The organism is Streptomyces sp. VRA16 Mangrove soil (assembly GCF_017377775.1).
Taxonomy (GTDB): Bacteria; Actinomycetota; Actinomycetes; order Streptomycetales; family Streptomycetaceae; genus Streptomyces.
In genome coordinates this window covers 520,979-547,819 of the sequence record NZ_JAFVLN010000005.1, presented here as the reverse complement: position 1 = coordinate 547,819, position 26,841 = coordinate 520,979, and the positions used below count along the sequence as shown (strand labels likewise).

The window sequence follows — 26,841 nt, the reverse complement described above, 5'->3', positions numbered from 1 at the left end:
ATGGCCGAGTTCACGATGCCCTCGCTGGGCGCCGACATGGACGAGGGCGTGCTGCAGGAGTGGCTCGTGGCGCCGGGCGCCCACGTGACCAAGGGCGATGTCGTCGCCGTCGTCGAGACGGACAAGTCGGCCATCGAGGTGGAGTGTTTCGAGACCGGCACGGTGCAGCGCCTGCTGGTGGAGCCGGGGACCCGGGTGCCGGTGGGGGCGCCGCTCGCGATGATCGGGGCGGGGGATGCGGGGGATGCGGGGGATGTGGGGGATGCGGCGGTGGCAGTGGAGTCTGTCGTTGCCGAAGGGGCCCGGGAGCCCGGACCCGCGCCCGGACCCGCGCCCGAACCCGAGCCCGTACGCGAACCGGTGCCGGCCGCTGCCCCGGTGCCCGAACCTGAGCCCGGACCCGTGCGGGCTCCCCGCACCCGGCCGCCCCGGACCGGCGTCAACGGCCCCCTCGTGCGCCATCTCGCCGAGGCGAAACGGATCGATCTGGGGCGGGTCGAGGGCACCGGACCCGGCGGACGCGTCACCCGCCACGACGTGGAGCGGGCCGCGGCGGGCACGGAACGCGTGCGGGCCACGCCCTACGCCCGACGGCTCGCCGACGCGCTGCACATCACCCTGTCGACGGTGACGGGCACGGGGGAGCGCGGAGCCGTCCGCGCCGCCGATGTCCGCGCCGCCGTCCCGTCGGCCGTTCATGAGGCCCCGCGCGAGGTTCGCCCCGAGACCGCCTCCGAGCCCGCGACACGGCCCACGCCGCCGCAGGCCCAGCGGGCGGCGACCCCGGGCATGCGCGCGGCCATCGCCCATCTGATGACCCGCTCCAAGCGCGAGATCCCGCACTACTACCTGTCCACCACCGTCGACCTGTCCACGGCCCTGGCCTGGCTGCGCGCCACCAACCGCGAACGCCCTGTGGCGCAGCGGCTGTTGCCCGCCGCGCTGCTCCTGAAGGCCACCGCGCTCGCGGCCCGCGCCGTCCCCGACCTCAACGGCTTCTGGACCGACGACCGCTTCGTGCCGGGCGACGCCGTGCACCTCGGCTTCGCGGTCTCGCTGCGCGGCGGCGGACTGCTCACCCCGGTCCTGCACGACGCGGCGCAACGCGAACTGCCCGACTTGATGACCGAGTTGAAGGACACGGCCGTGCGGGCCCGCACCGGCCGGCTGCGGGCCAGTGAGCTCACCGGGGCCACCCTCACCGTCACCAATCTCGGCGAACAGGGCGTCGAGAGCGTGTACGGCGTCATCCATCCGCCCCAGGTGGCCCTCGTCGGATTCGGCGCCGTCGTCGAGCGGCCCTGTGCCGTGGACGGGCTGCTCGGCGTGCACCCGACGGTGACCGCCACGCTCAGCGCCGACCACCGGGCCTCCGACGGCGCGGTGGGTGCCCGCTTCCTCACCACCCTGAACCGACTGCTGCAGCACCCGGAGGAGCTATGACGTACGAACAGGCCCTCGACCTCGTGACCAAGGCCCTCGCCCGGGTGGCTCCCGACGCCGACCTCGCGACGGTCGGCCCCGACGACACGTTCCGTGAGCAGCTGGAGATCGACTCCCTCGACTTCCTGGAGTTCGTCGAAGCCCTCGCCGAACAGTCCGGCTGCCGCCTCGACGAGGACGACTATCCGGACCTCGTCACCCTCTCCGGCAGCGCCCGGCTGCTGATGACCCGTACGCGCGTCTGACCGGGCTGCGGGACCGTACCCTCCGGAGGCCGTGGCCCCCGGAGGGTACGCGCGTCGCGCGTCAGGCGGGTACGTCGTGGGGCGGTTCGTCGAGTGCCGTGTCGAGGTCCGCGACGATGTGCAGTACGTCGGCGAGCCCGACGATCCGGATGATGCGCAGCAGGAACGGATCGTTGGTGACCAGGGTGAGGGTCGCCTCCTGCGTGTGCAGGCGCTGTTGGACGCGCAGCAGCATCGACAGTCCACTGCAGTCGAGAAAGGTCACCGCGCTCAGATCGGCGACGAGCCTGCGGCCCTTCTCCGGGAGCAGGCACGGAAGGCGGCCCGACAGCTGGTGCGCGGCCAGGACGTCGAGCTCACCCCACAGCTCGACGATCCGTGGATCGTCGTGGCGCACCACCCTCAGACCGAAGGTGGCATCGATGTCGGCATCGTTGTCGGTGAAGCCGGCGGTGTCGGCGGTGTCGTCCGTGTCGTCCGTGTCATGGTGGGCGGGCATGGCCTCCTCGCAGCGCCGGGGCACCGTGTCATGGTGGTGCCCCTGGCATACCCCCAGGTGTCCGATGAATCAACCCCCTTGCAGATAAAGGGAGTTGGCGAGGCGGGGCATTCGGTCGAGGTGGCCGGTCAGGCCGCGTCGAGGGTGATCCGCGGCGGCTCCTCCAGCGTGTTGTGGACCGTGCAGTGCCGGGCCACCGCCAGCAGCCCCGCCAGCCGTGCCGCGCTCAGTCCCGAGGGCGGCCGCACGGTGATGCACACGTCCGCGATCCGGGCCGGCCTGTCGTCGGCCATCGTGAAGTCCGCGCTGACCCGCAGATGCTCGTACGGCAGATCGTGGCGCTGCAGGAACCGCCCGGCGTAGTAGGCGACGCAGGACGCGAGCGAGGCGACGAAGAGTTCCACCGGAGTGGGTCCTTCGTTGTCGCCGCCCGCGTCGGACGGCTGGTCGACGGTGAACTCGTGGTCGCGGACGAACACCGCGTAGGCCTGGTGCGCGACGTGGGTGACCTCGACGCGTCCCGGGGGTTCGGCGACGGACCGGGCGCGGGCCCGGCCGAGGGGGTCGACGGCGGACGGGATCGGGTTCATGGCGTACCTCCTGGAAGGGACCGCACGGCGGGTGCGGAGGTCAGGGGCTCGGGAGCCGCGTGGCCTGGGAGAGCCAGGCCAGGGTGCGGCTGACGTCGGTGAGGGTGACGATCCCGACCGGGCGCCGCTCCTCGTCGAGGACGAGCGCACGGTGGTCGCGGGCCGCCTCGATGCGGGGGAGCAGGTCGACGACGGGCTCGTCCGGTGTGGTGGCGGGGACCTCGGGCACCCGGTGCGCGATCTCGCCCGCGGTGGTGGACCCGCGGGCGGTCACCGGGACCCGGTCGACGAGCCGGACGGTGAGCAGCCCGGCCGCCGTGCCGTCGGCGGCGACGACCGGGAAGGCGGAGTGCCGGTAGCGGCCGAAGGGCGCCTCGGACAGGAAGGCGGTCAGCGTCGCAGTCGCCGGGACGGTGACCAGGTCACGGGTCATCACCTGACGTACGGGCACCCCGTCCAGCGCGCTGTGCAGCGTGGCCCTGCGCTCCTCGGCGTTCGCGGCGGAGATCAGGAACCAGCCGACGAGCGCCGACCAGATCCCGGCGAAGTCGCCGACGAACAGCACCACCACGAACCCGGTCGTCATCAGAACCCAGCCGAGCAGCCGTCCGGCGCCGGCCGCGCCCCTGGTGGCCCGCAGCCGGTCGCCGCTGTGGTGCCAGAGCGCGGCGTGCAGCACGCGGCCGCCGTCCAGCGGGGCGGCGGGCAGCGCGTTGAAGACGGCGAGGACGAAGTTGATCGCCGCGGTCCAGGCGACCGCCGCGACCAGCAGCGCCGACGCGTGCACCGCGTCGACGCACAGGGCGAGAACGGTGCCGAGCGCCCCGACGGCGGCGCTGGTGGCGGGGCCCGCCGCGGCGATCCGTGCCTGTGCGCCGGGCGTCGGCGGCTCGCCGCTCAGCCGGGCGACACCGCCGAGCATCCACAGCGTGATGCCGTCGACCCCGACCTTGTCGCGGCGGGCCACGACGGCATGGGCCAGCTCGTGCACCAGCAGTGACGCGAGGAACAGCGCGGCCGTCAGCAGCGCGACACCCCAGTACTGCCAGGTGGGCCGGCCCGGTTCGGCGTCGGGCAGCCGGCCGGTGGCCAGCGAGCCGGTCACCAGCGCGACGACGACCAGCACACTCCAGTGCAGACCGATCCGGGTTCCGCCGATCCGCCCCAGCGGCAGGGTCTCCTTCATGGTTCGGCCCGCCTCCCGGTGCCCGGCCCGGGAACGTGCGGGCAGGCACCTGTGTGGTCCCCCGCGGTCGCGTCCCTACCTGCATCGTGGATCGCCCGGCGGCCCCGCGCAGCGGGCCGTTCGGGCAGTGGGCGGGGACGACCGGCCGGTTCAGTCGGGAGCGTCCAGGCACTCCACGGCCAGCTCCCTCAACCGCTGCCTCTTGGCGCGCAGTTGATGCCCCTCCGCCTGCCAGCGGCGGCGCGCCCGGACGTGCAGACGGGACGGTTCACGATGCCGCCAGTCCGCGTAGGCGATGCGGGTGCAGGCGTCCTCCACGACGAGCATCATCACGCTCGGCAGCTCAAGGGCCGCCGCCACTCCCACCGTCCGGTCGGCGCAGGGCAGTTCGAGCACCGGTAGCCCCCGCCCCCGTGATCCGCGCCAGAAGTCCGTACTCACAGCGGTCACCTCCAGGCTGTCCTCCTCGCGGCCCGCTCGATGCGCCGTGCCCGGCACGGCCGGGACGCATGACCATCATGGGCACGAGGACGGGGCGACGGCAGGGGCCGGGTGGCCCTGGCCGGGCGCTCACTGAGTACCCCGGGTCCGAAGTGAGTATCAGCGCCCATGCGGCGGCCGCGCACCGATGGTGAGGATCAGGACATGGATCCGCACACGTACGCCCGTCTGTACAGCCCGTGGCGACCGGCCGCGCCGCCGCCGCGGACCGGGGTCGCCCGGCTCGCCGCTGCCGCGTGGACGGTCACGGCGTTGACGCTGTACGCAGGGACGTTCCTGGTGTGCGCCGTGGCGACGCTGATGTCGATGGGCGGGGACCCGGTCGGCGGCGTCCTGCGGTGCTACGGCCTGTGGCTCGTCACCGGCGCGGCCGTCCTCGCCGCCGTCGCCCTGCTGCCGCCCGTGCGGCGCCTGCCCGCGCCGTGGCGCAGGCTGCTCCTCGGCGTCCTGGCCTGCCCGCTTGCGCCGATGGCGGTGGCCGTCACCTGGTCCGTGGCGGTGTGAGCGGAGCCGCGTCCCGGGTTGGCGCGCGAACACGCTGTCCGCGGCGGCCCGTTCGGGGATGCTGAGGCGCCCGGGCGCGGCCCGCCGACGCCGCGCGCCCCGTCCCCGCTACGGAGAACCATGGCCGACGACAACGCCACCCGTTCCCCGGACCACGTCACCGCCGTACGACAGACCGCGGCCACCCTGCTGCGCAGGCCACGGCTGTGGCTGCTGCCCACCGTGCTCAGCGGCCTGTTCGCGCTGCTGCTCTCCCTGCTGTACATGGGCGGCATCGTCAACCCGCACCGCGAACTGCACGCCCTGCCGCTCGCCCTCGTCAACTCCGACACCGGCAGGCCACTGCCCGGACAGGACCAGAACCTCGGCACGCAGATCGCCCGGAACCTCACCGGCGGCGGCGCCCCGCACGCGGCACACTGGCGGCTGCTCTCCGAAGCGGCCGCCCAGGACCAGCTCGACTCCGGCAAGGTCTACGGCGCACTCGTCGTCCCCGCCGGTTTCACGGACGCGGTCCGCGCGCTCACCACGGACGCCGCCCGCGCCCGCCCGACGCTGACGGTGCTCACCAACCCCGGCCTGGGCAGCCTCGGTTCGTCACTCGGCGCCCAGCTCGACACCGCCGCCGCCCAGCAGGCGTCGAGGACCATCGGCCGGCAGCTCGTGCGCACCGCCCCGCCCGGCACCACCCGCACCCTGCTCGCCGACCCGGTGCGGATCATCACCCGTGTCGGCCATCCCATCGGCGCGAACAGCGGTCTCGGCCTGACCGCGTTCTACTACACGCTGCTGCTGGTGCTCGCCGGATTCATGGGCGGCAACTTGATCAGCGTCGGCCTCGACACCGCCCTCGGCTACGCGGACAGCGAGATCGGCCCCTGGCACACCCGGCGCCCCACCGTTCCCGTCGACCGCACCCAGACCCTGCTCCTCAAGGTCGTCATGACGGCCGCGGTCACCGCCCTGACCACGACCCTGGTGATGGTCGGCACCATCACGCTGCTCGGCATGGACGCCGCTCATCTGCCGCTGCTGTGGATCTACTCGTACTGCGCGATCCTCGCGGTCGGCCTCGGCGTCCAGGCCATCAACGCCGCCTTCGGCGGCCTCGGGCAGCTCGTCGCCATGTTCGTCTTCATCGTCCTCGGCCTGCCGTCGTCCGGCGCCACCGTCCCCCTCCAGGCCGTGCCCGGCTTCTACCGGTTCCTCTCTCACTTCGAGCCCATGCGGCAGATCAGCGACGGCGTGCGCGCCATCCTCTTCTTCGACGCACGTGGCGACGCCGGCCTCACCCGCGCCTGGACCATGATCGCGACCGGTGCGGCCCTCGCGCTCGTCTTCGGATTCCTGATGACCCGCTACTACGACCACAAGGGCCTGCACCGTCTCACTCCGCAGCCCGCACGGACCTAGGCGGTCGCCGGAGGCTGTGCGGGCCGTGGGACCCGGTGGCCGTCCTGTCCGTCGTGGCCGTACTGGGCCGCCTGGGTGCGGAACATGGCGGCGTACCGGCCGTCGGCCGCGAGGAGTTCGGCGTGGCTGCCGGACTCGACGACGCGGCCGCGGCTCAGCACATGGATCGTGTCGGCCCAGCGCACCCCCGACATGCGGTGCGTCACCAGGACCACCGCACGCGACGGACCGGCGAGTCCGCGCAGCCGGTCGAACGCCTCGATCTCCGCCTCCGGGTCGAGCGCCGACGTCGGCTCGTCCACGATCAGCACACCGTCCGCCGCGCACGTCCCGGTACGCCAATGAGTGCGCGCCAGACCGAACTTCTGCCACTCGCCGCCGGACAGCTCGCTCGCCCCGCGGAACATCCGGGCCAGCAGCGTGCGCATGCCGTCCGGCAGTTTCGCGATCACCGAGGTGGCGCCCGCGTACCGCGCCGACGGCTCCAGCTCGTCCGCCGTCGCGGGCCTGCCGGGCCGCCCGATGCGGATGTTCATCGCGGCGGTCATCGGCCAGCGCTGGAAGTCCTGCGTCAGCTGGCTCACCCGCTCGAAGACCCGCGCCCGGTCGAGCTCGGCCAGCGGTCTGCCGCCCCAGTGCACCGCCCCGGAGTGCGGGATCAGCAGCCCGCTGATGACCTTCATCAGCGTCGACTTGCCGCTGCCGTTCTCCCCGACGACCGCGATCACCGACCCCATCGGCACCGTCAACGACACCTCGTCCAGGGCCGGTTCCGCCCGGTCCGGATAACGGTAGGTGACCTGGTCGAGGACGATCGCGTCGATCCGCTCGGGCAGCGTGTCGCCCCCGGTGGGAATGGTCCGCCGGGCCGCCTCCGCGAGGAACTTCTCGTGGTCCTGGACGTAGAGCGACTCCTCGTGCAGCTGGTTGACGTTCATCACCAGAGTGCCCAGGTTCGCGGAGCCGCTGCGCACCGCCACGACCGCGGTCCCGGCGATCGCCAGACTCATCCGGCCCGTGGTGATCAGCCAGAACATCACCCCGTACGTGGCGGCCAGCGCGACCCCCGACAGGGCGGTCGCCACCAGTTCGGTCGCGGCCTTGCCGTTCGCGAGCCGCCGCTGCTCGCTCTCCGCGCTCTCGGCCATGTCGCGGTACCGCTCCAGGAGCGCCGGGCCCACCGCGTGCAGCCGCACCTCCTGGGCCGCGCTGCGCTCGGTGATGAGATTGCCGATCAGCCGGCTGGCCCGTACATGCTCGATCCAGTTGAGGACCGACACGTACCGCTCCTGCGCCACCCGCATCGCGCCCCAGCCGCGCGGTGCGACGATCAGCAGCAGCATCGGCAGCAGCGCCCAGTGCAGGACGCTGAGGATGGACGCGGTGGCGATCAGCGAGATGACCCCGTTGAGCGCGGCCACACAGGCGGAGATCATCCGGCGCGCGGACGCCGCGCCGTAGAACGCCACGTCGAGCAGGCGCCGGAAAGCCGGGTCCTCGATGGCCTCCAGCTCCACCGCCTGCGCGGCGTCGAGATACTCGGTGGTCGCCACCCGCTCCACCAGCGGTTCGAGCCGCCCCGCGTGGGACGTCGACCAACTGGCGAGGAGCGCGTTGACCATGGCGACCGCGGCCCCGGTCAGCAGGGCGGGCAGCGCGTCCCGCACCCGCGCGGCCGCGGTGCCGCCGGAGAGCAGCGTGTGCATCACGGAGTTGAGGACGAGCAGGTTCACCGCGGCCGCGACGCCCTGGCCGATCTCACTGACACCGACGCCGACGAGCGCGCTCCGGTCGGCGTGCCAGGCCCGGCGCAGCGTGCCGTACACCAGTCGTGGCATCGCCCGTAACGCCGTGAGCAGGGACAACTCCAGGAAGGCGTTCTCGTGTTCGGCCCATCCCGTGTCGTAGCGCAGGGGACCGCCGAACAGCTCTTCCTCGGCGGCGGAGACCTTCGGGTCCGCGGGCTTGGGACGCCGCAGCAGCCTCATGCGGTCACCTCCGGGCCCGCCGGGCCCCAGTTCACCGGGGTGTAGAGCGCCCCTGCGCAGAAGGCGGCGAGCGCCGCGGCGGTGTACGGGTGACAGTCGGCGGGCGGTCGGGTCGGCGCTGCCCACACGAGGCCCGTGTGCTTGTCCGGTTCGGCGTTGTACGGCTCGCCCCGCCAGCGCCGGGCGGCGAAGACGACGCCGATCCGGGCGTCGGACGTGCCGCGGTAATGGATCAGCCCGCTAAATTCCAGGTCGCTCTCGCCGACGCTGAGACCGACCTCCTCCAGCACCTCCCGCAAGGTGCCCGCGGCGACGCTCTCCCCGTGTTCCAGATGGCCGCCCGGCACGGTGAGCAGGTTCGGCGCGTACGCCTGCCGGGGTGAGCGGCGCACCAACAGGACGCGCCCGTCCGGGCGTTGGAGCACGGCCAGGACGTCCACCACCGTCCGGTACCGATGGGCTGACGAGGTCAACGGTCCTCCTCGGGGTCGACGGACGCGGCCGGGAGGACCCCGTGGCGCTGGTGCGGCTGCCCAGGGTGAGGACGGACCGGCTCGAACACAAGGTGAACTCCGGTCACCTTCGGTCGATGTTGCACAGGGGCTCCTTGCTCGGAGATCCGGACAGGTGCTCGGAGAACGGGGCCGCTCCACACCCCGTAACGGTGTCGTGGGTGCGATGTGCCGCGCGAAAGTTCGATGACGGGCGGCCGGCCGGGCGCCACGCGCCCTCGGCGCCGTGATCTTGTTTTCGAATCACTCGTGCGGGGACGGCAACCCGATCGAGGGCTTGCGTCCTGTGGGTGGGGAGAGTGTCCGGCCGCGAGTATGGTGCAGATCTGGTGCATATCTGGTGTGTTTATGGTTCACTGGAAAGGTCGGCGCAGATCCCTTCGACAGGAGTGAGCACCATGGCAGCCACACATCCCGACCACCCGGCCAGCGAGCGTCTGTCGGTGACCCTCGCGCCCCCGGCCGTCGTCGCGGTCAACGAACTGGCCGAGACGGGGCGCGTCAGCAAGGCCGACGTCATCAACCGGGCGGTGCTGCTGCTCGGCTTCGTCGAGCGTGAGCGCGACAAGGGGAACGAGCTGATGATCCGTACGCCGGACGGCGAGCTGGAGCGCATCCACATCCTGTGACGCCGGCACCGGCATCGGTGTCGGGTTCGGGTGCGGCGTCGACCCGTCGTGTCGGCGCCGCACCACAAATGTCCCTTGCGCGGCATATGATCCCGTTCCGTCGTAGAGGCCTCCGCTCCATTCCATGCAGCGGTACCGCCGTCGGCCCGAACACGGGAAGTCCGCACACGGGAAGGGACCCCTCATGGCGTCTGTCGACGCGGCCGCTGTCCGACGCATGACCGACACGCTGTTCATCGAACGCTCACTGCGCAGCCCGAGCTCCACCCGCTTCTGGGGGCTGCTCGTCATGGCCGCCGTCATCGCGAGCGCCGGCGTGGTCGGGGACTCCACCGCCACCGTCATCGGCGCGATGATCGTCGCTCCGCTGATGACCCCGATCCTCGGCACCGCCCTGGCCCTGGTCCTCGCCGACCGGCCGCACGTCGTGCGCTGCGTGCTCCTGGTGCTCCTCGGGGCGCTCGCCGTCGTCGCGATCGGCATGCTGCTCGGCTGGATCGCCGCACCTCCGGACGAGTTCGCCTCCAACAGTCAGGTCGCGTCGCGCATCAGCCCGCGCCTGATCGACCTGCTCGCCGCCCTCGCCACCGGCACCGTGGGCGCCTTCGCGCTGGTGCGCACCGACATCTCCGACACGCTGCCCGGCGTGGCCATCGCCATCTCGCTGGTGCCGCCGCTGGCCGTCACCGGACTGCTCCTCACCGTCGGCCGCTACCACGACGCCTCGCAGTCGGCGCTGCTCTTCGCGACGAACGTGGCCGCGATCGTGGCCACCGGCACCGTCGTCTTCCTCGTCTACGGCATCCGGGCGGCGGCGCGGCAGAGCGGCCTGCACACCGGCGCCTTCCACGGGCGCACGCTCGGCGTCGTGATCACGGTGCTGCTGCTGATCGCGGTGCCACTGACCATCGGTTCCGTCTCAGTGGCCCGCGACCGGTCCCTGGCCGCCGACGCCCGGCCGGTGGCCGAGGAATGGGCGGCCTCGGGCCAGTGGCAGATCGCTTCCGTCGAGGCCCGCAACGGCATCGTCGTCATCGGTGTCCTCGGCCTGCCGCCCCAGCCGGCCCCCACCACGCTGCGCGCCGCCCTGGACAAGAACGGCATGGGCGACGCGGACCTGGAGCTCCACCTGGTGGGCGGCCGCACGCACTGGTGCCCGGCCGACCGGCACACGTGCACCGTGGAGGAGTCGTCGCGCAGCTGACGGGGGCCGTCCGCGGCTCAGCGCGAGCGCCGCGGCGGCCGCGTCCCGTACAACTCGTCGATCTCCCGCGCGTACCGCTGGATCGCCGCCGATCTGCGGACCTTCAACGACGGGGTCAACAGGCCCTCGTGCGCCCCGAACTCGTGCGGCAGCACCTTGAACGCGCGGATCGACTCGGCCCGGGAGACACGGGAGTTGGCCCGGGTGACCGCACGCCGGACATGACCGAGCAGCTCCTCGTCCGTCACCAGCGCCGCGGGTTTCTCGGGCTCTCGCCCCTTGAGGGCGAGCCAGCCCGCCACGGCCTCCTCGTCGAGCGTGATCAGCGCGGCCACGTACGGACGGTTGTCGCCGACGACCAGACAGCCCGAGATCAGCGGATGGCCGCGCAGCTCCTCCTCCAGCGTCAGCGGCGAGATGCTCTTGCCGCCGCTGGTGATGATGATGTCCTTCTTGCGGCCAGTGATCACGAGATAGCCGTCCGGGTCCAGATGGCCGAGGTCGCCGGTGCTGAACCAGCCGTCGCGCAGCACCGCGTCGGTCGACTCGGGATCGTTGTGGTACCCGGCGAAGATCACGTCGCCGCGGACCTGGATCTCGCCGTCGCCCGCGATGCGCACCGCGTTGCCGGGCAGCGGCCGGCCCACCGTCCCGTGCCGCACCGCGCCCACCGGCTGCGCGGTCACGGCCGCCGCGGTCTCGGTGAGGCCGTACCCGTCGTAGACGGTGATCCCGCAGCCCGCGAGGAACAGACCCAGCTCGCGGGAGAGCGGAGAGCCGCCCGAGACCGCGTTGCGCACCCGGCCGCCGAGCACCGCCCGCACCCGGGCGTACACGAGCCGGTCGTACACGGCGTGCCGCAGCCGCAGCCGCGGCCCGGGACCGCTGCCCCGCCCCGCCTTCCTGCGCTGCTCGGCCTCCGCGTAACGCACCGCGGACTTCACCGCCCGCTCGAAGAGGGCGCTGCGCCCGCCCTGACGGGCCTTCAGCCGGGCGGCCCGGAAGAGCCGTTCGAAGATGTACGGAACCGCGTACAGGAACGTCGGCCGGAACGCCGCCAGCGTCGGCAGCAGCACATGCGGCGAAGGGTCGGGCTGGAAGGCGACGTTGACCCCGAACCGCACCGAACTGATCACCACGACCAGGCCGTAGCAGTGCGCCAGCGGCAGGAACGCCACCAGCGAGGGCTCCTCGCCGGGTGCGGCCAGCAGGCTGCCCCAGCCGATCGAGAGGGTGTCGCACTCGGCGATCATGTTGGCGTGCGTGAGGACACAGCCCTTGGGCCGGCCCGTCGTCCCGGACGTGTAGCAGATGAGCGCGGTGTCCTCGGGCCGTACGCCGGCGCGCAGTCGATGCACGTACGAGGCGTCGACCTCGGCGCCCTCGGTCTTCAGGACGTCGAGGTCGCCCTGGTCCATCTGCCACAGCCGGGTCAGCGGGTTGTGGGGGCCGTGCGCCGCGGCCACGGTCATCGCGAGGTTCTCGTTCTCGACGAAGCAGCCGATCGCGCCGGTGTCCCGGAGGATGCCGCGCACCTGCTCCGTCGAGGACGTCGGATAGATGGGCACGACCACGGCGCCGACGGACCACAACGCGTAGGCGGCCAGCGTCCATTCGTACCGGGTACGGGACATCACGGCGACCCGGTCGCCGAAGCCGACCCCCTGCGCGACGAGCCCCCTGGCCACCGCGAGCACCTCGGCGGCGAACCGGTGCGCGGTCACGGGCTCCCACTCCTGGCCGGGCGTGGACAGCGAGAACTGGACGCGCCCCGGGGCCTGTTCCGCCGTCGTGAACACCGAGTCGGAGAGCCCACCCGACACAGGCGGGGCCGTCAACCGGGGCACGTCGAGTTCCTGCATGTTCCTGCTCTCCGCGGACGAGGGACGGACGGGTGGCGGGTGGGGGGCCGCAGCCCGGCAACGTACCTCGTGGAGGCGATCTTTGCGGAGTCCGGCGAGGTGACGATCAGGACACGGTACGACGCTGGTCGCACCCCGTTCTGCGCGGACGGGTCGCCCGCCGCGCCCCGCGCACCGTAATCTCGAACCGCGGCCCCTGTGTCGGCGGGTGCTGTACGGGACGGTACGGCTCCAAGGGGCCCTGGCACGGAGGCAGTTGAGGATCGATGGCCGAATCCGCGAAGGTCCTCCTGGTGGACGACCGCGAGTCCAATCTCCGAGTGCTGGAGGCGGCCCTCGCCCCGCTCGACGTCCCGGTCGTGACGGCAGGCAACGGCGACGACGCCATGAAGCTGGCCCTGCGCGGCGGCATCGGCGTGATCCTCTTGGACGTGCGGATGCCCGGCATCAGCGGCCTGGAAGTGGCCGACTACCTGCTCCGCCTCGACCAGACCCGGGACATCCCGATCATCCTGGTGACCGGCATCGGGACCAGCGCCCTCGCCCAGACCGCGATCGACCTCGGCATCGCCGACCTGCTGGTCAAACCCGTCGACCCCTGGGTGCTGCGGGTCAAGGTGAGCTATCTGCTCAAGGCGGGCCATCGTGCGGCGGAGGTCGGCTGACGGTCCGGGCCACCGGCATCCCGCTCGCGCCGTCCGCGCACGCCCTGGCGTGACCGGCCTGGACGTGACGTTCACGAAGGGCCCGGGGCGCCGGTAGCTGACGGGCGCCGTCCGGGAGCGCGGCCCCGAGCCGGCGCCCCGTCAGGGGCCGGGCTACGACGACTGGCTGCCGCGCGACGCCGTGCACTTCCTCGTCGAGGCGGAGGCCGGCCTGACCGTCGGCGCCCTCGAGCGGATCACGGCCGGGTGGAACACCGACTTCCGGCCCGCCGGCGCCGCCGTCCGCAAGCGGCAGGCCCGCCTTGAGGGCGAAGCGGCGGCCGACCCCGGCCGAGCACGCCGACATGGCCAGGTCCGCGGAGCTCGACTCCGTGGGCACGCGGGTCCGGCTCGTCCGCGCGGGACTGCGCACGGCCCCGCCCGACGGGATGGCGCGGGCCGGCCCCAACCTCGTCGACTCGCCGACTCGTCGCTCGGATCCCGGCCCGCCTGGACTCCTTCGCCGCGCAGTGGCACGCCCTCCCCGAGGGCGGCGGCGTCACGCTGACGCGGCCGGGTGCGGGTCGTCGGCCGGGCGGGGATGACTGTGCCGCCAGCCGCCGGGAATCCGCGTCGCGCCACTGACGTGCGGATGGCCGGGGGCGAGGCCGACATGGTCGTGCTCCTCGGCGGGCTCGGGCCACAGCCGCACTGCCGCCATCGCCGCGCACCCGGCCACGGCCCCCAGCGCCAGCACCGCAGCCTCCAGGCCGGCCGCCGCGCCCACCCAGCCGGCCAGCGGATAGGTGAGCAGCCAGCAGGAGTGGGACAGCGAGAACTGCGCGGCGAACGCCGCCGTGCGTTCCCTCTCCGGAGCCGCACGGCGCACCAGGCGGCCCGCGGGCGTCAGCACCATCGAGCACCCCGCGCCGAACGCGCACCAGGCCGCGAGCAGCGCGGGCAGCCGCCAACTCCCGCCCCCCGCCGCGGTGACGAGACCCGTCACCCCGAACACGACGCCGATCAGCAGCGCGCCGCGCAGCATCACCGGGCGGTCGCCGGTGCGCTCCAGGACCCGGGGCAGCGCGAGCGCCACCGCCATCGACCCGGCCCCGTACGCGCCGAGCGCCAGCGGCACCGAACCCGCCGGCATGCCGAGGAAGTCCCGTACGTAGACGACCGACTGGACCGTCACCAGCGCGCTCGCCGCCGCCACGACGAGGTGGAGCGCGAGCAGCGCCCGCAGTTGCGGCACCGCCAGGAAGAGCCGCGTCCCGGCGGTGGCCTGCGCGTACACACCGCCTGTGCGCACGGCGGCGGGCGCCCCGCGGGGGAGCGGCGTCGAGGCCACCAGGACGGCGGAGGCGAGGAAGCCGACCAGGGTGCCGGTGAACAGCCGGTGGTACGACATCACGGACAGCAGCGCCGCGGCCAGCGCGGGGCTGAACAGGCTCTCCAGGTCGTAGGCGAGCCGGGCGAGGGACAACGCCCTGGTGTAGTCGCGCTCTTCGGGCAGCACGTCGGGGATCACGGCCTGGAAAGCGGGCGTGAACACGGCCGACGCGGACTGCAGCACGAAGACCAGGACGTACACCTGCCACACCTGGTCGACGAAGGGCAGCGCGGCCGCGACGCAGGCCCGTGCCCCGTCGGCGCCCACCAGCAGGGCCCGGCGCGGCAGCCGGTCCGCGAACGCGCCCACGAGCGGGGCGATCGCGACGTACGCCGTCATCTTGAGGGCGAGGGCGGTACCGAGGACGGCCCCGGCGTCGGCGCCCGCGATGTCGTACGCGAGCAGACCGAGCGCGACGGTCGCCAGGCCGGTGCCGACGAGGGCGACGACCTGGGCCGTGAACAGACGGCGGTAGACGCCGTCACGCAGAACGGTGGCGGGCATGGGGCGCGGGCTCCCGGAGGTCTCGGACGGCCTTCACAGTCGTCATGTGCGCATCTGCGCACATGACGACTGTGACGACTATGGATCCGGTGACGCACTCCGGTCAACCGGCCGGACCCACGCGGCCCTAGGCTGGGGTCCATGCCGCACAGCGACCCCGTCCCACCTGCGTCAGGTGCGCATCTGCGCGATCCCGACGCCAGCCGTCTCGCCGAGGCGACCCGCGTCTTCGCGCTGCTCTCGGACGCGACCCGGCTGCACGTCCTGTGGCTGTTGGCCCAGGAGGAGTCGGACGTGGGCTCGCTGGCCGAGCGGGTGGCCGCGTCCCGTACCGCGGTCAGCCAGCACCTGGCGAAACTCCGGCTCGCCGGCCTCGTCGAGGCCCGCCGCGAAGGCCGCCACATGCACTACCGGCTGGCCGACGGCCATCTGCGGCGCCTGGTGACCGAGGCCCTGAGCCACGCCGATCACCGGGTGACCGGCCAGGCGCCGCACGACTAACTAGCGGCCCGCCCGCCGGGCCCGCATCCGCCGCCGCACCACGAACGGCACGCACGTCAGGACCAGCAGGGCGGTCGCCGCACCCAGGTGCCGGCCGAGACCGGGCGACGCCTCCGGCTGTTGACGCGTGGGCGCCGGGGCCGCCGCCGGGGCGGAGCGCTGCGGACCGGCCTGCTGACGCGCCGGACGCGGCATCGGAGCGGCGAACCCCCAGTCGAGCAGAGCGCGGCTCTCCTCGTACACGGCGTTGAAGTCCTCGTCCTGCGGGTTCATCACGGTGACCAGGACCGTCCGGCCGTGCCGGGTCGCCGCCGAGACGAGCGTGGTGCCGGCCTGTGAGGTGTAGCCGTTCTTGACCCCGATGAGCCCCGGGTAGGGCTCCACCCCGTGCGAGCCGACCAGGAGACGGTTGGTGTTCTGGATCTCGTACGCGCCCGGGCCCCCGGACGCCGGGAAGCGCGCCCACTTGGTGCCCATGTAGCGCCGGAAATCCGGGTTCTTGAACCCCTCGCGCGCGATCAGCGCCAGGTCGTGGGCCGAGGAGAACTGGCCAGGGGTGTCGAAGCCGTCGGGGGAGCGGACCTGGGTGTCCACCGCACCGATCCGGCGGGCCGTCGCCTGCATCTGCGCCAGAGTGCGGGCCAGACCGCCGTTCATCTGCGCCAGCGTGTGCACGGCGTCGTTGCCCGAGCTCAGGAACACCCCGCGCCACAGGTCCGCGACGGTGTACCGGTGCCCCTCCTCGACGCCGACCTCACTGCTGCCCTCGGCCACCTCGGCCAGGTCGGCCGCCGTGGCCCGGTGCACCGTGTCCTGGCGCAGACGGGGCAGCAGGGTCACCGCGAACAAGGTCTTGAGCGTGCTCGCCGGAGGCAGCCGGAGATGCGGGGCCCTGGCGGCCAGGACGGTCCCGGTGCGCGCGTCCATGACCTCCCAGGACAGCGCGGACAGGGACGGCGCGGCGGGAGGGTCCTGGACGGCCTGCGCGGCCCGCGCGGGGCCGACGGTGGCCCCCGCCGCGAGCGTCGCGCAGACACCTGACGTCACGACTGCCCTGCTGATCAGCGGGCGAAAACGGATGAATGTCGCCATGCGGGCAACGTAGGGGCGTGATCGTCCGGCCGCGATCCGCTTACGGCCATCCGGCCGCTGTCCGCCTCGGCCCATCGGGTAACGCGCGGAACGTACGTACGCTGGAATGACCCGACGGTGGAGGTGTTCCGCCATGACGGACCGGACACGACTGCTGAACCGACTGCCGCGCGCCTATCGAGAGCGGCTGATGCCCCTCGCCAGAGAGGTGTCGTTCCCCCAGGACACCCGGATCTTCGAGGAAGGGGACCGCGCCGACCGCTTCTGGATCATCAGGACCGGGACGGTCACGCTCGACGTGCGGGTCTCCGACCGGACCCGGCTGCCCGTCGACCCGCTCGGACCCGGCGATCTGCTCGGCTGGTCCTGGCTCTTCCCGCCCTACACGTGGGACTTCGGCGCCGAGGCGTTCAGCCCGGTGCGCGCCTATGAATTCGACGGCTCGTCCGTGCGCGCCCTGTGCGACATCGAACCGGCGCTGGGCGTCGCGCTGCTGCACGGCGTGGCCGAGGTGATGGCCCACCGCCTGGAGGCGGCCCGGGTCAGCCTCGTCGAGGCGCACCGGATGCGGGGGCACGTGTAGGGCGGGCGGCGCGCGACGCCGCGACCCGGGCACGGGCCTGCCGCCGGGCGGACGCCGGAGTCACCCGCCCGTGCCCCTTCCCTCACCCGACTCGACGCCTCGACGGGCGGCAGCCGCGGTCGCGCGGTTGGCTCGGCCGCAGACCCGCAGCCATGGCCGCTGACCGGCCTCGCCCGAGAGGAACCGCATGCGTCGCACCGCGACCCTGTCGACCGCCGTCGTCGCCGTCCTGCTGGCCCTCGCCGCACCCGCGTGCGCCGAGGCCAGGGCCGACGGGGACGAGGGCGACGGGTGGGACACCGTCGACTCCTGGCCCGCCACTCCCAGGCCGACCGGGGCCGGGACCGCGTCGGGAAGCCTGGAGCTCGATCCGGCCGACGCGGGCCCCGGTGCCACCGTCACGGCCAGGACCGCGGCGTGCGGCGGCGAGTCCACCGCGACCGGCGACGCGAGCGCCGTCGGCGCCGGTGAGTTCACGCTCCGGTCGGGCTCGTACGGGAGCACGGTCAGCGGCACCTTCGAGGTGCCGTCCGGGGCCCGTCCCGGCGTCTATCCGGTCTCCGTGACGTGCCGCGGCGGTGCGGTGGCCCGGATGACCCTCACCGTGTCGGGAGAGGGCGGCACCCAGCTGCACGGGGTGCACGCGGGGGACGGCGGTTCGCTGGGACGGTGGAGCGCGGTGCAGTTGGGGCTGGGCGGCGCGCTCGTCGCGGGTGCGCTGGGCGCGGCCGGCTACCACGTGCTGAGGCGCCGCGCCCAGGAGTCGTGACCTTCCCGGGCGCGGCGCCTCAGGGCCGCGAGAGATTCAGCAGGTTCAGCCCTTGCGGGAGTTGACCTCTTCGGTGAGCTGGGGGACGACGTCGAAGAGGTCGCCGACGACGCCGTAGTCGACGAGGTCGAAGATGGGGGCTTCGGCGTCCTTGTTGACCGCGACGATGGTCTTCGAGGTCTGCATGCCGGCCCGGTGCTGGATCGCGCCGGAGATGCCGTTGGCGATGTACAGCTGCGGGGACACACTCTTGCCGGTCTGGCCGACCTGGTTGGAGTGCGGGTACCAGCCCGCGTCGACCGCGGCCCGGGAGGCGCCCACGGCCGCGCCCAGGGAGTCGGCGAGGGCCTCGATGAGGGCGAAGTTGTCCGCGCCGTTGACGCCCCGGCCGCCGGAGACCACGATCGCGGCCTCGGTCAGCTCCGGACGCCCGGTCGACTCGCGCGGGGTGCGCGCGGTCACCTTCGTACCGGTCGCCTGCTCCGAGAAGGACACCTCCAGGGCCTCGACGGTACCGGCGGCCGGGGCGGCCTCCACCGCGGCACTGTTGGGCTTGACGGTGATGACCGGGATGCCCTGCGAAACCACCGAGCGGGTGGTGAAGGAGGCGGCGAACACCGACTGGGTGGCCACCGGACCGTTCTCGCCGGCCTCCAGATCGACGGCGTCGGTGATGATGCCCGCCTTGAGGCGCAGCGCCACACGCGCGGCGATCTCCTTGCCCTCCGCGGAGGAGGGCACCAGCACGGCGGCCGGGCTGACGGCGGCGACCGCGGCCTGCAGCGCGTCCACCTTCGGCACCACCAGGTAGTCCGCGTACTCGGCGGCCTCGTGCGTGAGGACCTTGACCGCACCGTGCTCGGCCAGCACCGCGGCCGTGCCGGCGGCACCGGCACCCAGCGCGACGGCGACCGGCTCACCGATCCGGCGGGCCAGCGTCAAAAGCTCCAGGGTGGGCTTGCGGACGGCACCGTCCACGTGGTCGACGTAGACCAGAACTTCAGCCATAGGACTTCAATCTCCTGCAATCACAAAGAAGTGGGGCGGTTGGGTGGGGTGACTGAAGCTCAGATGAACTTCTGGCCCGCGAGGTACGCGGCGAGCTGCTTGCCGCCCTCGCCCTCGTCCTTCACGATCGTGCCCGCGGTGCGCGCCGGACGCTCCGCGGCCGCCTCGACCTTCGTCCACGCGCCCTCCAGACCCACTTCATCGGCCTCGATGTCCAGGTCGGAGAGGTCCCACGAGGTGACCGGCTTCTTCTTCGCCGCCATGATCCCCTTGAACGAGGGGTACCGCGCCTCACCGGACTGGTCGGTCACCGACACCACCGCCGGCAGCGACGCCGCCAGCTGCTCGCTCGCCGCATCCCCGTCCCGGCGGCCGGTCACCGTGCCGTCGGCGACCGCGACCTCCGACAGCAGCGTCACCTGCGGCACCCCCAGACGCTCCGCGACCAGCGCCGGCACGATGCCCGCCGTACCGTCGGTCGAGGCCATCCCCGAGACCACCAGATCGAAACCGGCCTTCTCGATCGCCTTCGCCAGCACCAGCGACGTGCCGATCGCGTCCGTGCCGTGCAGATCGTCGTCCTCGACGTGGATCGCCTGGTCCGCACCCATCGACAACGCCTTGCGCAGCGCGTCCTTCGCGTCCTCCGGACCCACCGTCAACACGGTGATCTCCACGTCGTCATCGGAGTTCTCCGAGATCTGCAGCGCCTGCTCCACCGCGTACTCGTCCAGCTCCGACAGCAGGCCGTCCACGTCGTCACGGTCGACGGTCAGGTCATCGGCGAAGTGCCGGTCGCCGGTGGCGTCCGGCACGTACTTCACGGTGACAACGATCCTCAAGCTCACGCCGGCTCTCCTCGATCAGAGCGTCCTCAGACTGCCCAGCAACGTTCTCTCGACGCCAACGTATGGCACTGAGTTCCCTCTGTAAAGGTACGTAGTGCCAAAGCAGGCCGCGCGGTGTTACGTTCCCGGCATGAGCGAGGCACGCGAGGTCAACGGGTCACAGAAGAAGGCGCCCATGCGGGAGGCGCTGGCGCAGGCGGCGTTCCAGCTGTACCTGGAGCGCGGTTTCGAGCGCACGACCGTGGACGACATCGTGGCGCGCGCCGGGGTCGGACGGCGTTCCTTCTTCCGGTACTTCCCGTCCAAGGAGGACGCGGTCTTCCCCGACCACGAGAGCTGCCTCGCCGACATGGTGGCGTTCCTCGACGCCGCCGACGACGACTGTGACGCGGTCGGCGCGGTGTGCGACGCCGCCCGCCTCGTGCTGCGCATGTACGCCGCGAACCCCGAATTCTCCGTCCAGCGTTACCGGTTGACCCGCGAGGTGCCCGGGCTGCGGACCTACGAACTCTCCGTCGTGCGCCGGTACGAGCGCACCCTCGCCGGCTATCTGCGGCAGCGCTGGAGCGGTGCCGTGGACGGCGGCCTGCGGGCCGAGGTCGTCGCCGCGTCCGTGGTGGCCGCGCACAACAACGGGCTGCGGGCCTGGCTCCGTTCGGGCGGCGAGGGGGACGCGGCGGCGGCCGTCGACCACGCGCTCGGGCTCGTCCGGCAGGTGTGGGGCGAGGGCGGCGGCGGGGCGGCGCCCGCCACCGCCGCCGACGAGGTCGTCGTGATGGTCGCGTCCAAGGGCGCCCCCATGTGGCGCGTCATCCAGCAGGTCGAATCGGCGCTCCGGGACGAATGACGGCCGAGCGGCGACGATTGAGGGTACTCGGTGTCTTTACCGTGCGGCACTCAGTGCCATACGATGCCGGAGGCGCCGCGGTCGCAGCCGGGCGCACACCGGACGAACGCGGGAGGCCGACGATGTCGGAGATGGCAGGGGTGTCCGCAAGCGCGACGGGGACCGGTTTCGGGATCGGCGTGATCACCCCGCCGGAGCCGGAGCCCACCGGGTTCGCCTACCAGCGGTGCAAGTGGTGCGGCACTCCGTCGTTCCGGCGGCTGCTGTGCCCCGTGTGCGCCTCCAGCGACCTGGAGACCGAGCGCAGCGCGGGCCCCGGGATCGTCGTGCAGTCCAGGGTCGTGCACCGCGGCACCGGCGTGGCCCGCAACGAGTCGCTGGTCCGCTTCCCCGAGGACTTCGTCGTGCCGTGCCGGATCGTCGGCACCCCGCCCCACCTGGTGTGGGTCGGGGCCGATGTGCGCCCCGCACGCGGTGCCGACGCCGACTCCGTGACGGGTGAGGTCCTCTTCGAGCTGTGCGACCGCACGACGGACGACGACGGGCTGCGCCGCTGACGACTCCCGGACTCCTCTAGGCTCAAGATCATGAGAGACGGAGCCGGTGAGGACGAGGCGGGCGCGGCGGCGCCCCACGGCGGGCCGCTGCCCGATCTGAATCTGCTGCGCACCTTTCTCGCCGTGCACCGCAGCGGCTCCTTCACCGCGGGCGCGCGCCTGCTGGGCCTGTCCCAGCCCACGGTGACGACCCAGATCCGGGCCCTGGAGACTCAACTGGGCCGCGAACTGTTCGAACGGCTGCCGCGCGGGGTCGCCCCGACGCCGTTCGCCGACGAACTCGCGGCGCGGATCGTGGCACCCCTGGACGCGCTCGGCGGACTGCTGCGCGAGCGCGCCACGGATCCCGTCCACCTCGCCGGCCCGGCCGAGTACCTCTCGCACTGCGTGCTGCCCACGCTCGCCCCGCTGATCGACCGGGGCGTCCAGCTGCGGATCACCTTCGGACTCACCGACGAACTGCTGGCGGCGCTGCGCGCGGGGCGGCACGACCTGGTCGTCGCCACCGTCCGGCCGCGCGGCCGGACCCTGCCCTCGGTGCCGCTGGCCGACGAGGAGTTCGTCCTGGTCGCCGCCCCGGCCGTGGCCGACCGGATCGGCGACCGGCTCACCACCGAGGGCCCGGACGCCCTGAACGAGGTGCCTCTTGTCACCTACGCCGAGGACCTGCCGATCGTCCGCCGCTACTGGCGGCACGTCTTCGGTGAACGGCTCACCCGCGCCCCCGCCGTGACGGTGCCCGACCTGCGGGCCGTCACCGCGGCCGTCACCGGCGGCGCGGGCTTCAGCGTGCTGCCCCGCTATCTGTGCGACGCCGAACTGGCCCGCGGCGACCTGCGGCTCCTGCACGCGCCGGAGGACGCCCCGATCAACACCGCGTTCCTCGTCCAGCGGCCGGGATCCTCGGCCAACCCGCACGTCACGCTCGTACGCGACCACCTGGCGCGGGCTGCCCGCACCGCATAGCGCGGATCAGTCGAGCCCCGCGAGGAAGCCGAGCAGCGCCGCGTTCACCTCGTCGGGACGCTCCTGCTGGATCCAGTGGCCCGCCCCGTCGACGACGACCCGGCCGCGCAGATCCGTCAGCACGCGTTCCAGTTTGTCGTCCGGCATGAAGCCGGCGACCGGGTCCTTGGATCCGGTGACGAACAGCGAGGGGCAGTCGATCGTGCGGCCCGCCAGATGCTCCGTCAGCGTCCAGGTGCGGTCGAGATTGCGGTAGTAGTTGAGCCCGCCGGTGAATCCGGTCCGGGTGAACTCGTCCACGTAATACGCCAGTTCCGGCTCGCTCAGCCAGCGGGGCGGCGGCAGCTGCTCGTCGGGCCGGGCCGCCCAGTCGGCGGAGTAGATCTCGCGCGTGACGAGCGTCCTGCGCACATTGCGCGCGAGCGCCTCGTCGGCGACGCCCGGCTCCTGGAACCACACGATGTAGAAGTCGTCACCGTTGCGCTTGCGCAGCACCGGCACCGGCGGGACGGGGGAGCGGGGCGTCGCGGGCACGCTCATCCCCGCCACGGCCCGCACCCGCTCCGGGTACGCGGCCGCCATCTGCCACACGACGATCGCACCCCAGTCGTGCCCCACGAACACCGCGTCCCGCGCGCCGACGGCGTCCAGCAGCCCGGCGAGATCCGCGCACAGGGTCAGAGTGTCGTACGCCTCGACGTCGGCCGGGCGCGAACTGCCGCCGTAGCCGCGCATGTCGGGGGCGAGCACCCGGTAGCCCGCCGCGGCCAGCGCCGACACCTGATGCCGCCACGAGAACGCCAGCTCGGGAAAGCCGTGACAGAGCACCACCACAGGCTTGTCCGTATGCGCTGGGTTCTCTGTGGTCTGCGGGGTCCCGAGGCCCTCCGGGCCGTGCTCGAAGACCCGCAACGTGATGCCGTTCGTCGCGACGTCCCGTACCGCGACGCCTTCCCACTCGGCCACCGGCGAAGGTGTGGGCATGTGCGAAACCCCCTGCTTGTAGGCGTGTCCGAGTGAGTGAAGTCGATGACGGGTGCCGGGCACAAGGCCGGACGGGACATCTTCGCCACCCCGCCCCGGGGCCCGGCCCGGTCGCTGCAAGTAGCCGGAGGAACACGGGGGTTGATGGGGGTGGTCCTCCAGGTGAAGGGTGCGCGAGGATGGAGGCATGACCGCGGCCCAGCGCGCCATGTCCGAACTCGGGACCTGGCCGAACCTGGTAAGTGGCCCGCCCCGGTGCTCGGTTGGGCACGCCTTCGGCGCGGCGGGCCATGAACTCGTCCATTTCCACTCCGACGACTGCGCCGATCTGTACCTGACGTCGTCGGCGGTGCAGCGCCTCCTTCCGCAGCTGCGGCACAACAGCGCGATCCGGGTTCAGCCCGGCGCCTCCTGGATCACCGTGCTCCTGGAGTGCGACACCGACGTCCACTTGCTGCTCAGCCTGGTGAGCGTCGCGCTGAAGGAGCACGACGCCCACGCATGCCCGTCACCGCCGTGCGACTGGGAACGGCCGCAGGCGTCGTAGGCCGTGTCCGACCCGGCACCTGCGGAACCGGGTGGCTACGTGTCGAGCCGGTCGCCCAACTGCTGCAGCCGCGCCTCCTCCAGGTCCAGGACGCTCTGGACCCCGCTGAGCGCGCGGGAGCTGTAGGCGCCGTGCGTCCGTGCGTCCAGCAGGGCCTCCCGCTCGGCCGCCACGACCGCGAGACGCAGCCGCATGTAGGAGGCCCGCATCTCGTCGGTACCGGCGGGATCGGGCGCGGGACCGTCCCCGTCCGCCGCGTCCGCCCCTTCCCCGTCCTTCTGCTCGTCCCGCGTCCGCATCAGGCTGTCCCGCCGTACCCGGTCCACGATCGAGGGATCGACGGCACCGCCCGCCGTGGCCTCGTCGAGCGCGTCGGAGGCCGCTTCGGACATCTCGGTGATCAGCCGCCCGTACTCGTCGCGCAGCCGCTGCGGATCGTCGCCGGGGATCTTGACCGTACGGATCACGGCCGGCAGGGAGAGCCCCTGCAACAGCAGGGTCGTCACGGCCACGACGAACGCGATGAGGACCAACTGGGCGCGGTACGGGGTGTCCTCGGGCAGCGTCTGGGCGGCGGCGACCGTGATCGCGCCGCGCATGCCCGACCAGGCGAGCACCACACCGCCCCGCCAGCCGAGCGTCTCCGTGAGCCGGAAGTCGATGTCGGCGCCCACCCGGTGCACCCGGCGCTCGATGTGGGCCCGCTTGCGCGGGGTGAACCGGTCGTCGCCGTCGAAGGCGGCCTCGAGCCGCTCCTGCATCCGCTCGATCAGCGGCTTCGCGGCCGCGGCCCGGCGCTCGTCGCGGCGCACCATCGCCACCAGCGGCACCACGAACACCATCCGGACGACGATCACGAGCCCGGTCAGCGCCAGGCCGTAGAGGACGACACGGCCCGCGCCGAGCCCGTTGTCATGGGTGTGCGCCTCGTCGAGCAGCGTCTTCAGACCGAGCCCCATCAGCAGGAAGATCGTGCTCTCCAGCAGGAAGGCGAGCGTGCGCCAGTTCATCGCCTCGCCGATCCGGTCCTGCGCGCGCAGCAGCCGCGGACTCAGATGCCCGGTCACCAGCCCGGTCACGACGACCGCGAGGACCCCCGACGCGTCGAACTCCTCGGCCGGCACATACGCGACGAACGGCACGACGAACGAGATCGCCGTGTTCAGGACCGTGTCGTCGAGGAGCGCCCGTACGCGTACGTTGACCAGGCCGACCACGACGCCGACGGCCACCGCGACGACCACCGAGAACACGAACTGCCAGGCCACGCCCCACAGCGACACCGCGCCCGCGAGCGCCGCGACCGCGGAGCGCAGCAGCACCAGGGCCGAGGCGTCGTTGACCAGCCCCTCGCCCTCCAGGAGCGTCAGCAGACGGGAGGGCAGGCCCAGTTTGCGGCCCACGGAGGTGGCCGCGACCGCGTCCGTCGGGCTGACCACGGCGCCCAGCGCGAACGCGGCGGGCCACCCGATGTCCGGCATCAGCAGATGCACGAACCAGCCCGCGCCCAGCGTGGACACCGCGACGAGCAGCACGGCGAGCCCGCCGATGGCCTTGATGTCGCGGCGGAAGTCCTGCGCGGGCATGTTCACGGCCGACGAGTACAGCAGCGGCGGCAGGACGCCCGCGAGCACCCACTCGGGTTCGAGCTCCACCACCGGCACACCCGGGACGAAGCTCAGGGCGATGCCCACCACGACGAGGCTCAGCGGAGCGGCCAGTCCGAGGCGCTGCGAGAAGGCGGCCACCGCCACGATGCTCGCCACACCGACGACGGCGATCAGGGTCACTTCCATGGCGGCCTCGCGGCGCACTGTGCAGTCTGGTGCATGCGGGCCATTGTGTCCGCGGCGGTGCCGGACGAGACGAGAGACGAGGCCGAGATGCGCAAGATCGTCCTGATGATGTCCGTGTCCCTGGACGGGTACATGGAGGGCCCCGACCGGCAGATCGACTGGCACCAGGTCGACGAAGAGCTGCATCAGCACATGAACGACACGCTGCGCCCCATGGGCGGCTTCCTCGACGGCCGTGTCACCCACGAACTGATGGCCGCGTACTGGCCGACCGCCGACGCGCGCCCGGACGCCGCGCCGGTCGAGGCCGAGTTCGCGGAGATCTGGCGGGCGAAGCCGAAGATCGTCTTCTCCCGCACGCTGAAGCCGGGGCCCGCCGACTGGCACACCACGGTCCTGCCGGAGGTCGTCCCGGCCGCGATCCGCGCCCTCAAGGAGGAACCCGGCGGTGACCTGGCGCTCGGCGGCGCCGACCTCGCCGCCACGTTCCTGGAGCACGACCTCGTCGACGAGTTCCGCACCTACATCCACCCCGTCAGGATCGGCGCGGGCCGGCGCCACCTCCCGACCACCTCGTTCGCCCCGCGGCCGCTGCGTCTGGTCGAGTCGAGGACCTTCGGCAACGGTGTCGTCCTGCTGCGCCACGAACGGACCGGCACGTGAGACGGCGGCGCGTCGCGGCCGGGTGCCGCGCACTCGGCGACTACGCGGCGCGCCCGCACGTCCTGTTCGGCGGTGTCTACGGCGCCGTGCTCGCCAGCTCGATGGTCGCGGCGCTCACCCGCTACGGCCAGACCGCACGCGCGGACCGGCTCTACGACGCGGCCTGGCTGCTGATCACCGCCCTGGCCTCCGCGCTCGCCCACGGGTACGCGCACCTGATCGCCCGGCGCGGCGACCACACCCACCACGGGGTCGTCGCCGCGATCCGCGTCCTGCTCCAGGAGTGGCCGCTGCTCCTGGCGACCGCGCCGACCATGCTGATCCTGCTCGGCTCCGGTCTCGGCTGGTGGTACTCGCAGGGCATCGAGTACGTCGCGTTCACCTTCAACGTCGTGCTGCTGTTCGCCTGGGGTCTGCTCGCCGCCCGGGCGGGCGGCAGGACCTGGCTGTCCGCGGGGCGCATCGGAGCGGGGGACGCGCTGCTCGGCGTCCTGGTCGTGGTGGCCAACGCCGTCATCAAGTAGCCACGGCGGCCCGGGATATCGCTCTGGGTGAAGTCCGCT

At 72.7% G+C, this 26,841-nt stretch carries 29 protein-coding genes; 16 read left to right on the top strand and 13 right to left on the bottom strand.

Annotated elements, in window-relative coordinates; translation table 11 throughout:
- Together J3486_RS17465 and J3486_RS17460 are read left to right on the top strand one after the other, a co-directional pair.
- On the top strand, positions 1-1,443 hold the full coding sequence (locus J3486_RS17465) for a 2-oxo acid dehydrogenase subunit E2 (protein WP_207821225.1): 1,443 nt from the start codon (positions 1-3) through the stop codon (positions 1,441-1,443).
- Positions 1,440-1,688 carry an acyl carrier protein gene (locus tag J3486_RS17460; protein WP_207821224.1) on the top strand — a complete coding sequence of 83 codons (249 nt, stop codon included), beginning with the start codon at positions 1,440-1,442 and terminating at the stop codon, positions 1,686-1,688. Before J3486_RS17465 ends, J3486_RS17460 begins: the two co-directional genes overlap by 4 nt.
- 61 nt (positions 1,689-1,749) lie before the next feature.
- Here J3486_RS17460 and J3486_RS17455 read toward each other — a convergent pair whose 3' ends face one another.
- The 4 genes from J3486_RS17455 to J3486_RS17440 all read right to left on the bottom strand — a co-directional run bounded on the left by J3486_RS17455 (position 1,750) and on the right by J3486_RS17440 (position 4,413).
- Positions 1,750-2,187 carry an STAS domain-containing protein gene (locus J3486_RS17455; RefSeq protein WP_207821223.1) on the bottom strand — a complete coding sequence of 146 codons (438 nt, stop codon included), beginning with the start codon at positions 2,185-2,187 and terminating at the stop codon, positions 1,750-1,752.
- A 128-nt stretch (positions 2,188-2,315) separates the two neighbouring features.
- Positions 2,316-2,777 (bottom strand): OsmC family protein, encoded by a 462-nt coding sequence (locus tag J3486_RS17450; protein WP_207821222.1) that lies wholly within the window; start codon positions 2,775-2,777, stop codon positions 2,316-2,318.
- Positions 2,778-2,817: 40 nt separating this feature from the next.
- Positions 2,818-3,963 (bottom strand): site-2 protease family protein, encoded by a 1,146-nt coding sequence (locus J3486_RS17445; protein WP_207821221.1) that lies wholly within the window; start codon positions 3,961-3,963, stop codon positions 2,818-2,820.
- A 150-nt stretch (positions 3,964-4,113) separates the two neighbouring features.
- Positions 4,114-4,413, bottom strand: coding sequence for a hypothetical protein (locus J3486_RS17440; protein WP_207821220.1), 300 nt, complete (start codon positions 4,411-4,413; stop codon positions 4,114-4,116).
- A 195-nt stretch (positions 4,414-4,608) separates the two neighbouring features.
- Between J3486_RS17440 and J3486_RS17435 the strand changes: the two genes are divergently transcribed.
- Complete coding sequence (locus tag J3486_RS17435; RefSeq protein ID WP_229378114.1) at positions 4,609-4,968, top strand: hypothetical protein; 360 nt, start codon at positions 4,609-4,611, stop codon at positions 4,966-4,968.
- Positions 4,969-5,088: 120 nt separating this feature from the next.
- Entirely contained in the window at positions 5,089-6,381 is a 1,293-nt protein-coding gene (locus tag J3486_RS17430) for a YhgE/Pip domain-containing protein (RefSeq protein ID WP_207821218.1), read from the top strand.
- Here the strand turns inward: J3486_RS17430 and J3486_RS17425 are convergent.
- Positions 6,378-8,369 (bottom strand): ABC transporter ATP-binding protein, encoded by a 1,992-nt coding sequence (locus J3486_RS17425; protein ID WP_207821217.1) that lies wholly within the window; start codon positions 8,367-8,369, stop codon positions 6,378-6,380. The two genes, J3486_RS17430 and J3486_RS17425, sit on opposite strands and share 4 nt — an antisense overlap.
- Positions 8,366-8,842 carry an NUDIX domain-containing protein gene (locus J3486_RS17420; protein WP_229378113.1) on the bottom strand — a complete coding sequence of 159 codons (477 nt, stop codon included), beginning with the start codon at positions 8,840-8,842 and terminating at the stop codon, positions 8,366-8,368. The genes J3486_RS17425 and J3486_RS17420 overlap by 4 nt, the downstream gene beginning before the upstream one ends.
- A 437-nt stretch (positions 8,843-9,279) precedes the next feature.
- Here J3486_RS17420 and J3486_RS17415 point away from each other — a divergent pair, with 437 nt between their 5' ends.
- Positions 9,280-9,510, top strand: coding sequence for a hypothetical protein (locus J3486_RS17415; protein WP_207821216.1), 231 nt, complete (start codon positions 9,280-9,282; stop codon positions 9,508-9,510).
- 184 nt (positions 9,511-9,694) lie between these two features.
- Positions 9,695-10,714: a TIGR00341 family protein gene (locus J3486_RS17410; protein ID WP_207821215.1), complete on the top strand. Its 1,020-nt coding sequence runs from the start codon at positions 9,695-9,697 to the stop codon at positions 10,712-10,714.
- Between the two features lie 17 nt (positions 10,715-10,731).
- On the opposite strand, the gene J3486_RS17405 is transcribed toward J3486_RS17410, so the two are convergent.
- The gene (locus J3486_RS17405; RefSeq protein WP_207821214.1) at positions 10,732-12,576 is read right to left on the bottom strand and encodes a long-chain fatty acid--CoA ligase; all 1,845 of its coding nucleotides are present in this window, start codon (positions 12,574-12,576) and stop codon (positions 10,732-10,734) included.
- A gap of 266 nt (positions 12,577-12,842) precedes the next feature.
- On the opposite strand from J3486_RS17405, the gene J3486_RS17400 reads away from it, so the two are divergent.
- Complete coding sequence (locus J3486_RS17400; RefSeq protein WP_207821213.1) at positions 12,843-13,241, top strand: two-component system response regulator; 399 nt, start codon at positions 12,843-12,845, stop codon at positions 13,239-13,241.
- 538 nt (positions 13,242-13,779) lie between these two features.
- Here the strand turns inward: J3486_RS17400 and J3486_RS17395 are convergent.
- Positions 13,780-15,117: an MFS transporter gene (locus J3486_RS17395; protein ID WP_207821212.1), complete on the bottom strand. Its 1,338-nt coding sequence runs from the start codon at positions 15,115-15,117 to the stop codon at positions 13,780-13,782.
- Between the two features lie 141 nt (positions 15,118-15,258).
- On the opposite strand from J3486_RS17395, the gene J3486_RS17390 reads away from it, so the two are divergent.
- Positions 15,259-15,618, top strand: coding sequence for a helix-turn-helix transcriptional regulator (locus J3486_RS17390; protein ID WP_207821211.1), 360 nt, complete (start codon positions 15,259-15,261; stop codon positions 15,616-15,618).
- On the opposite strand, the gene J3486_RS17385 is transcribed toward J3486_RS17390, so the two are convergent.
- Entirely contained in the window at positions 15,619-16,710 is a 1,092-nt protein-coding gene (locus tag J3486_RS17385; protein ID WP_207821210.1) for a D-alanyl-D-alanine carboxypeptidase family protein, read from the bottom strand.
- Between the two features lie 133 nt (positions 16,711-16,843).
- Here J3486_RS17385 and J3486_RS17380 point away from each other — a divergent pair, with 133 nt between their 5' ends.
- Together J3486_RS17380 and J3486_RS17375 are read left to right on the top strand one after the other, a co-directional pair.
- Positions 16,844-17,293 (top strand): cyclic nucleotide-binding domain-containing protein, encoded by a 450-nt coding sequence (locus J3486_RS17380; RefSeq protein WP_207821209.1) that lies wholly within the window; start codon positions 16,844-16,846, stop codon positions 17,291-17,293.
- A 187-nt stretch (positions 17,294-17,480) separates the two neighbouring features.
- The gene (locus tag J3486_RS17375) at positions 17,481-18,062 is read left to right on the top strand and encodes a hypothetical protein (protein ID WP_207821208.1); all 582 of its coding nucleotides are present in this window, start codon (positions 17,481-17,483) and stop codon (positions 18,060-18,062) included.
- Between the two features lie 45 nt (positions 18,063-18,107).
- Here the strand turns inward: J3486_RS17375 and J3486_RS17370 are convergent, their stop codons facing one another.
- Together J3486_RS17370 and J3486_RS17365 are read right to left on the bottom strand one after the other, a co-directional pair.
- Entirely contained in the window at positions 18,108-19,070 is a 963-nt protein-coding gene (locus J3486_RS17370; RefSeq protein ID WP_207818330.1) for an electron transfer flavoprotein subunit alpha/FixB family protein, read from the bottom strand.
- A gap of 59 nt (positions 19,071-19,129) precedes the next feature.
- The gene (locus J3486_RS17365) at positions 19,130-19,918 is read right to left on the bottom strand and encodes an electron transfer flavoprotein subunit beta/FixA family protein (protein WP_207821207.1); all 789 of its coding nucleotides are present in this window, start codon (positions 19,916-19,918) and stop codon (positions 19,130-19,132) included.
- 130 nt (positions 19,919-20,048) lie between these two features.
- Between J3486_RS17365 and J3486_RS17360 the strand changes: the two genes are divergently transcribed.
- The 3 genes from J3486_RS17360 to J3486_RS17350 all read left to right on the top strand — a co-directional run bounded on the left by J3486_RS17360 (position 20,049) and on the right by J3486_RS17350 (position 22,288).
- A complete protein-coding gene (locus J3486_RS17360; protein WP_207821206.1) occupies positions 20,049-20,765 on the top strand; it encodes a TetR family transcriptional regulator in 717 nt (238 codons plus the stop codon).
- A gap of 131 nt (positions 20,766-20,896) precedes the next feature.
- On the top strand, positions 20,897-21,322 hold the full coding sequence (locus J3486_RS17355; RefSeq protein ID WP_207821205.1) for a Zn-ribbon domain-containing OB-fold protein: 426 nt from the start codon (positions 20,897-20,899) through the stop codon (positions 21,320-21,322).
- 30 nt (positions 21,323-21,352) lie between these two features.
- A complete protein-coding gene (locus J3486_RS17350) occupies positions 21,353-22,288 on the top strand; it encodes a LysR family transcriptional regulator (RefSeq protein ID WP_207821204.1) in 936 nt (311 codons plus the stop codon).
- Positions 22,289-22,294: 6 nt separating this feature from the next.
- Here J3486_RS17350 and J3486_RS17345 read toward each other — a convergent pair whose 3' ends face one another.
- Complete coding sequence (locus J3486_RS17345; protein WP_207821203.1) at positions 22,295-23,272, bottom strand: alpha/beta fold hydrolase; 978 nt, start codon at positions 23,270-23,272, stop codon at positions 22,295-22,297.
- A 187-nt stretch (positions 23,273-23,459) separates the two neighbouring features.
- Here J3486_RS17345 and J3486_RS17340 point away from each other — a divergent pair, with 187 nt between their 5' ends.
- Positions 23,460-23,819 carry a luciferase family protein gene (locus J3486_RS17340; protein WP_207821202.1) on the top strand — a complete coding sequence of 120 codons (360 nt, stop codon included), beginning with the start codon at positions 23,460-23,462 and terminating at the stop codon, positions 23,817-23,819.
- Positions 23,820-23,854: 35 nt separating this feature from the next.
- On the opposite strand, the gene J3486_RS17335 is transcribed toward J3486_RS17340, so the two are convergent.
- Positions 23,855-25,615: a sodium:proton antiporter gene (locus tag J3486_RS17335; RefSeq protein WP_207821201.1), complete on the bottom strand. Its 1,761-nt coding sequence runs from the start codon at positions 25,613-25,615 to the stop codon at positions 23,855-23,857.
- Between the two features lie 87 nt (positions 25,616-25,702).
- On the opposite strand from J3486_RS17335, the gene J3486_RS17330 reads away from it, so the two are divergent.
- Both J3486_RS17330 and J3486_RS17325 read left to right on the top strand, forming a co-directional pair.
- Entirely contained in the window at positions 25,703-26,278 is a 576-nt protein-coding gene (locus J3486_RS17330; RefSeq protein WP_207821282.1) for a dihydrofolate reductase family protein, read from the top strand.
- Positions 26,275-26,802 (top strand): hypothetical protein, encoded by a 528-nt coding sequence (locus tag J3486_RS17325; RefSeq protein WP_207821200.1) that lies wholly within the window; start codon positions 26,275-26,277, stop codon positions 26,800-26,802. The genes J3486_RS17330 and J3486_RS17325 overlap by 4 nt, the downstream gene beginning before the upstream one ends.
- Positions 26,803-26,841 lie beyond the last annotated feature (39 nt).

Bases quoted from the DNA above. Each gene is read 5' to 3' on its own strand.
- J3486_RS17380 (WP_207821209.1), top strand. From the start codon at position 16,844: ATGACGGACCGGACACGACTGCTGAACCGACTGCCGCGCGCCTATCGA.
- J3486_RS17370 (WP_207818330.1), bottom strand. From the start codon at position 19,070: ATGGCTGAAGTTCTGGTCTACGTCGACCACGTGGACGGTGCCGTCCGC.
- J3486_RS17455 (WP_207821223.1), bottom strand. From the start codon at position 2,187: ATGCCCGCCCACCATGACACGGACGACACGGACGACACCGCCGACACC.
- J3486_RS17340 (WP_207821202.1), top strand. From the start codon at position 23,460: ATGACCGCGGCCCAGCGCGCCATGTCCGAACTCGGGACCTGGCCGAAC.
- J3486_RS17395 (WP_207821212.1), bottom strand. From the start codon at position 15,117: ATGCCCGCCACCGTTCTGCGTGACGGCGTCTACCGCCGTCTGTTCACG.
- J3486_RS17435 (WP_229378114.1), top strand. From the start codon at position 4,609: ATGGATCCGCACACGTACGCCCGTCTGTACAGCCCGTGGCGACCGGCC.
- J3486_RS17460 (WP_207821224.1), top strand. From the start codon at position 1,440: ATGACGTACGAACAGGCCCTCGACCTCGTGACCAAGGCCCTCGCCCGG.
- J3486_RS17360 (WP_207821206.1), top strand. From the start codon at position 20,049: ATGAGCGAGGCACGCGAGGTCAACGGGTCACAGAAGAAGGCGCCCATG.
- J3486_RS17350 (WP_207821204.1), top strand. From the start codon at position 21,353: ATGAGAGACGGAGCCGGTGAGGACGAGGCGGGCGCGGCGGCGCCCCAC.
- J3486_RS17465 (WP_207821225.1), top strand. From the start codon at position 1: ATGGCCGAGTTCACGATGCCCTCGCTGGGCGCCGACATGGACGAGGGC.
- J3486_RS17385 (WP_207821210.1), bottom strand. From the start codon at position 16,710: ATGGCGACATTCATCCGTTTTCGCCCGCTGATCAGCAGGGCAGTCGTG.
- J3486_RS17410 (WP_207821215.1), top strand. From the start codon at position 9,695: ATGGCGTCTGTCGACGCGGCCGCTGTCCGACGCATGACCGACACGCTG.
- J3486_RS17415 (WP_207821216.1), top strand. From the start codon at position 9,280: ATGGCAGCCACACATCCCGACCACCCGGCCAGCGAGCGTCTGTCGGTG.
- J3486_RS17355 (WP_207821205.1), top strand. From the start codon at position 20,897: ATGGCAGGGGTGTCCGCAAGCGCGACGGGGACCGGTTTCGGGATCGGC.
- J3486_RS17390 (WP_207821211.1), top strand. From the start codon at position 15,259: ATGCCGCACAGCGACCCCGTCCCACCTGCGTCAGGTGCGCATCTGCGC.
- J3486_RS17430 (WP_207821218.1), top strand. From the start codon at position 5,089: ATGGCCGACGACAACGCCACCCGTTCCCCGGACCACGTCACCGCCGTA.
- J3486_RS17450 (WP_207821222.1), bottom strand. From the start codon at position 2,777: ATGAACCCGATCCCGTCCGCCGTCGACCCCCTCGGCCGGGCCCGCGCC.
- J3486_RS17330 (WP_207821282.1), top strand. From the start codon at position 25,703: ATGCGCAAGATCGTCCTGATGATGTCCGTGTCCCTGGACGGGTACATG.
- J3486_RS17445 (WP_207821221.1), bottom strand. From the start codon at position 3,963: ATGAAGGAGACCCTGCCGCTGGGGCGGATCGGCGGAACCCGGATCGGT.
- J3486_RS17400 (WP_207821213.1), top strand. From the start codon at position 12,843: ATGGCCGAATCCGCGAAGGTCCTCCTGGTGGACGACCGCGAGTCCAAT.
- J3486_RS17405 (WP_207821214.1), bottom strand. From the start codon at position 12,576: ATGCAGGAACTCGACGTGCCCCGGTTGACGGCCCCGCCTGTGTCGGGT.
- J3486_RS17345 (WP_207821203.1), bottom strand. From the start codon at position 23,272: ATGCCCACACCTTCGCCGGTGGCCGAGTGGGAAGGCGTCGCGGTACGG.
- J3486_RS17425 (WP_207821217.1), bottom strand. From the start codon at position 8,369: ATGAGGCTGCTGCGGCGTCCCAAGCCCGCGGACCCGAAGGTCTCCGCC.
- J3486_RS17335 (WP_207821201.1), bottom strand. From the start codon at position 25,615: ATGGAAGTGACCCTGATCGCCGTCGTCGGTGTGGCGAGCATCGTGGCG.
- J3486_RS17375 (WP_207821208.1), top strand. From the start codon at position 17,481: ATGCGTCGCACCGCGACCCTGTCGACCGCCGTCGTCGCCGTCCTGCTG.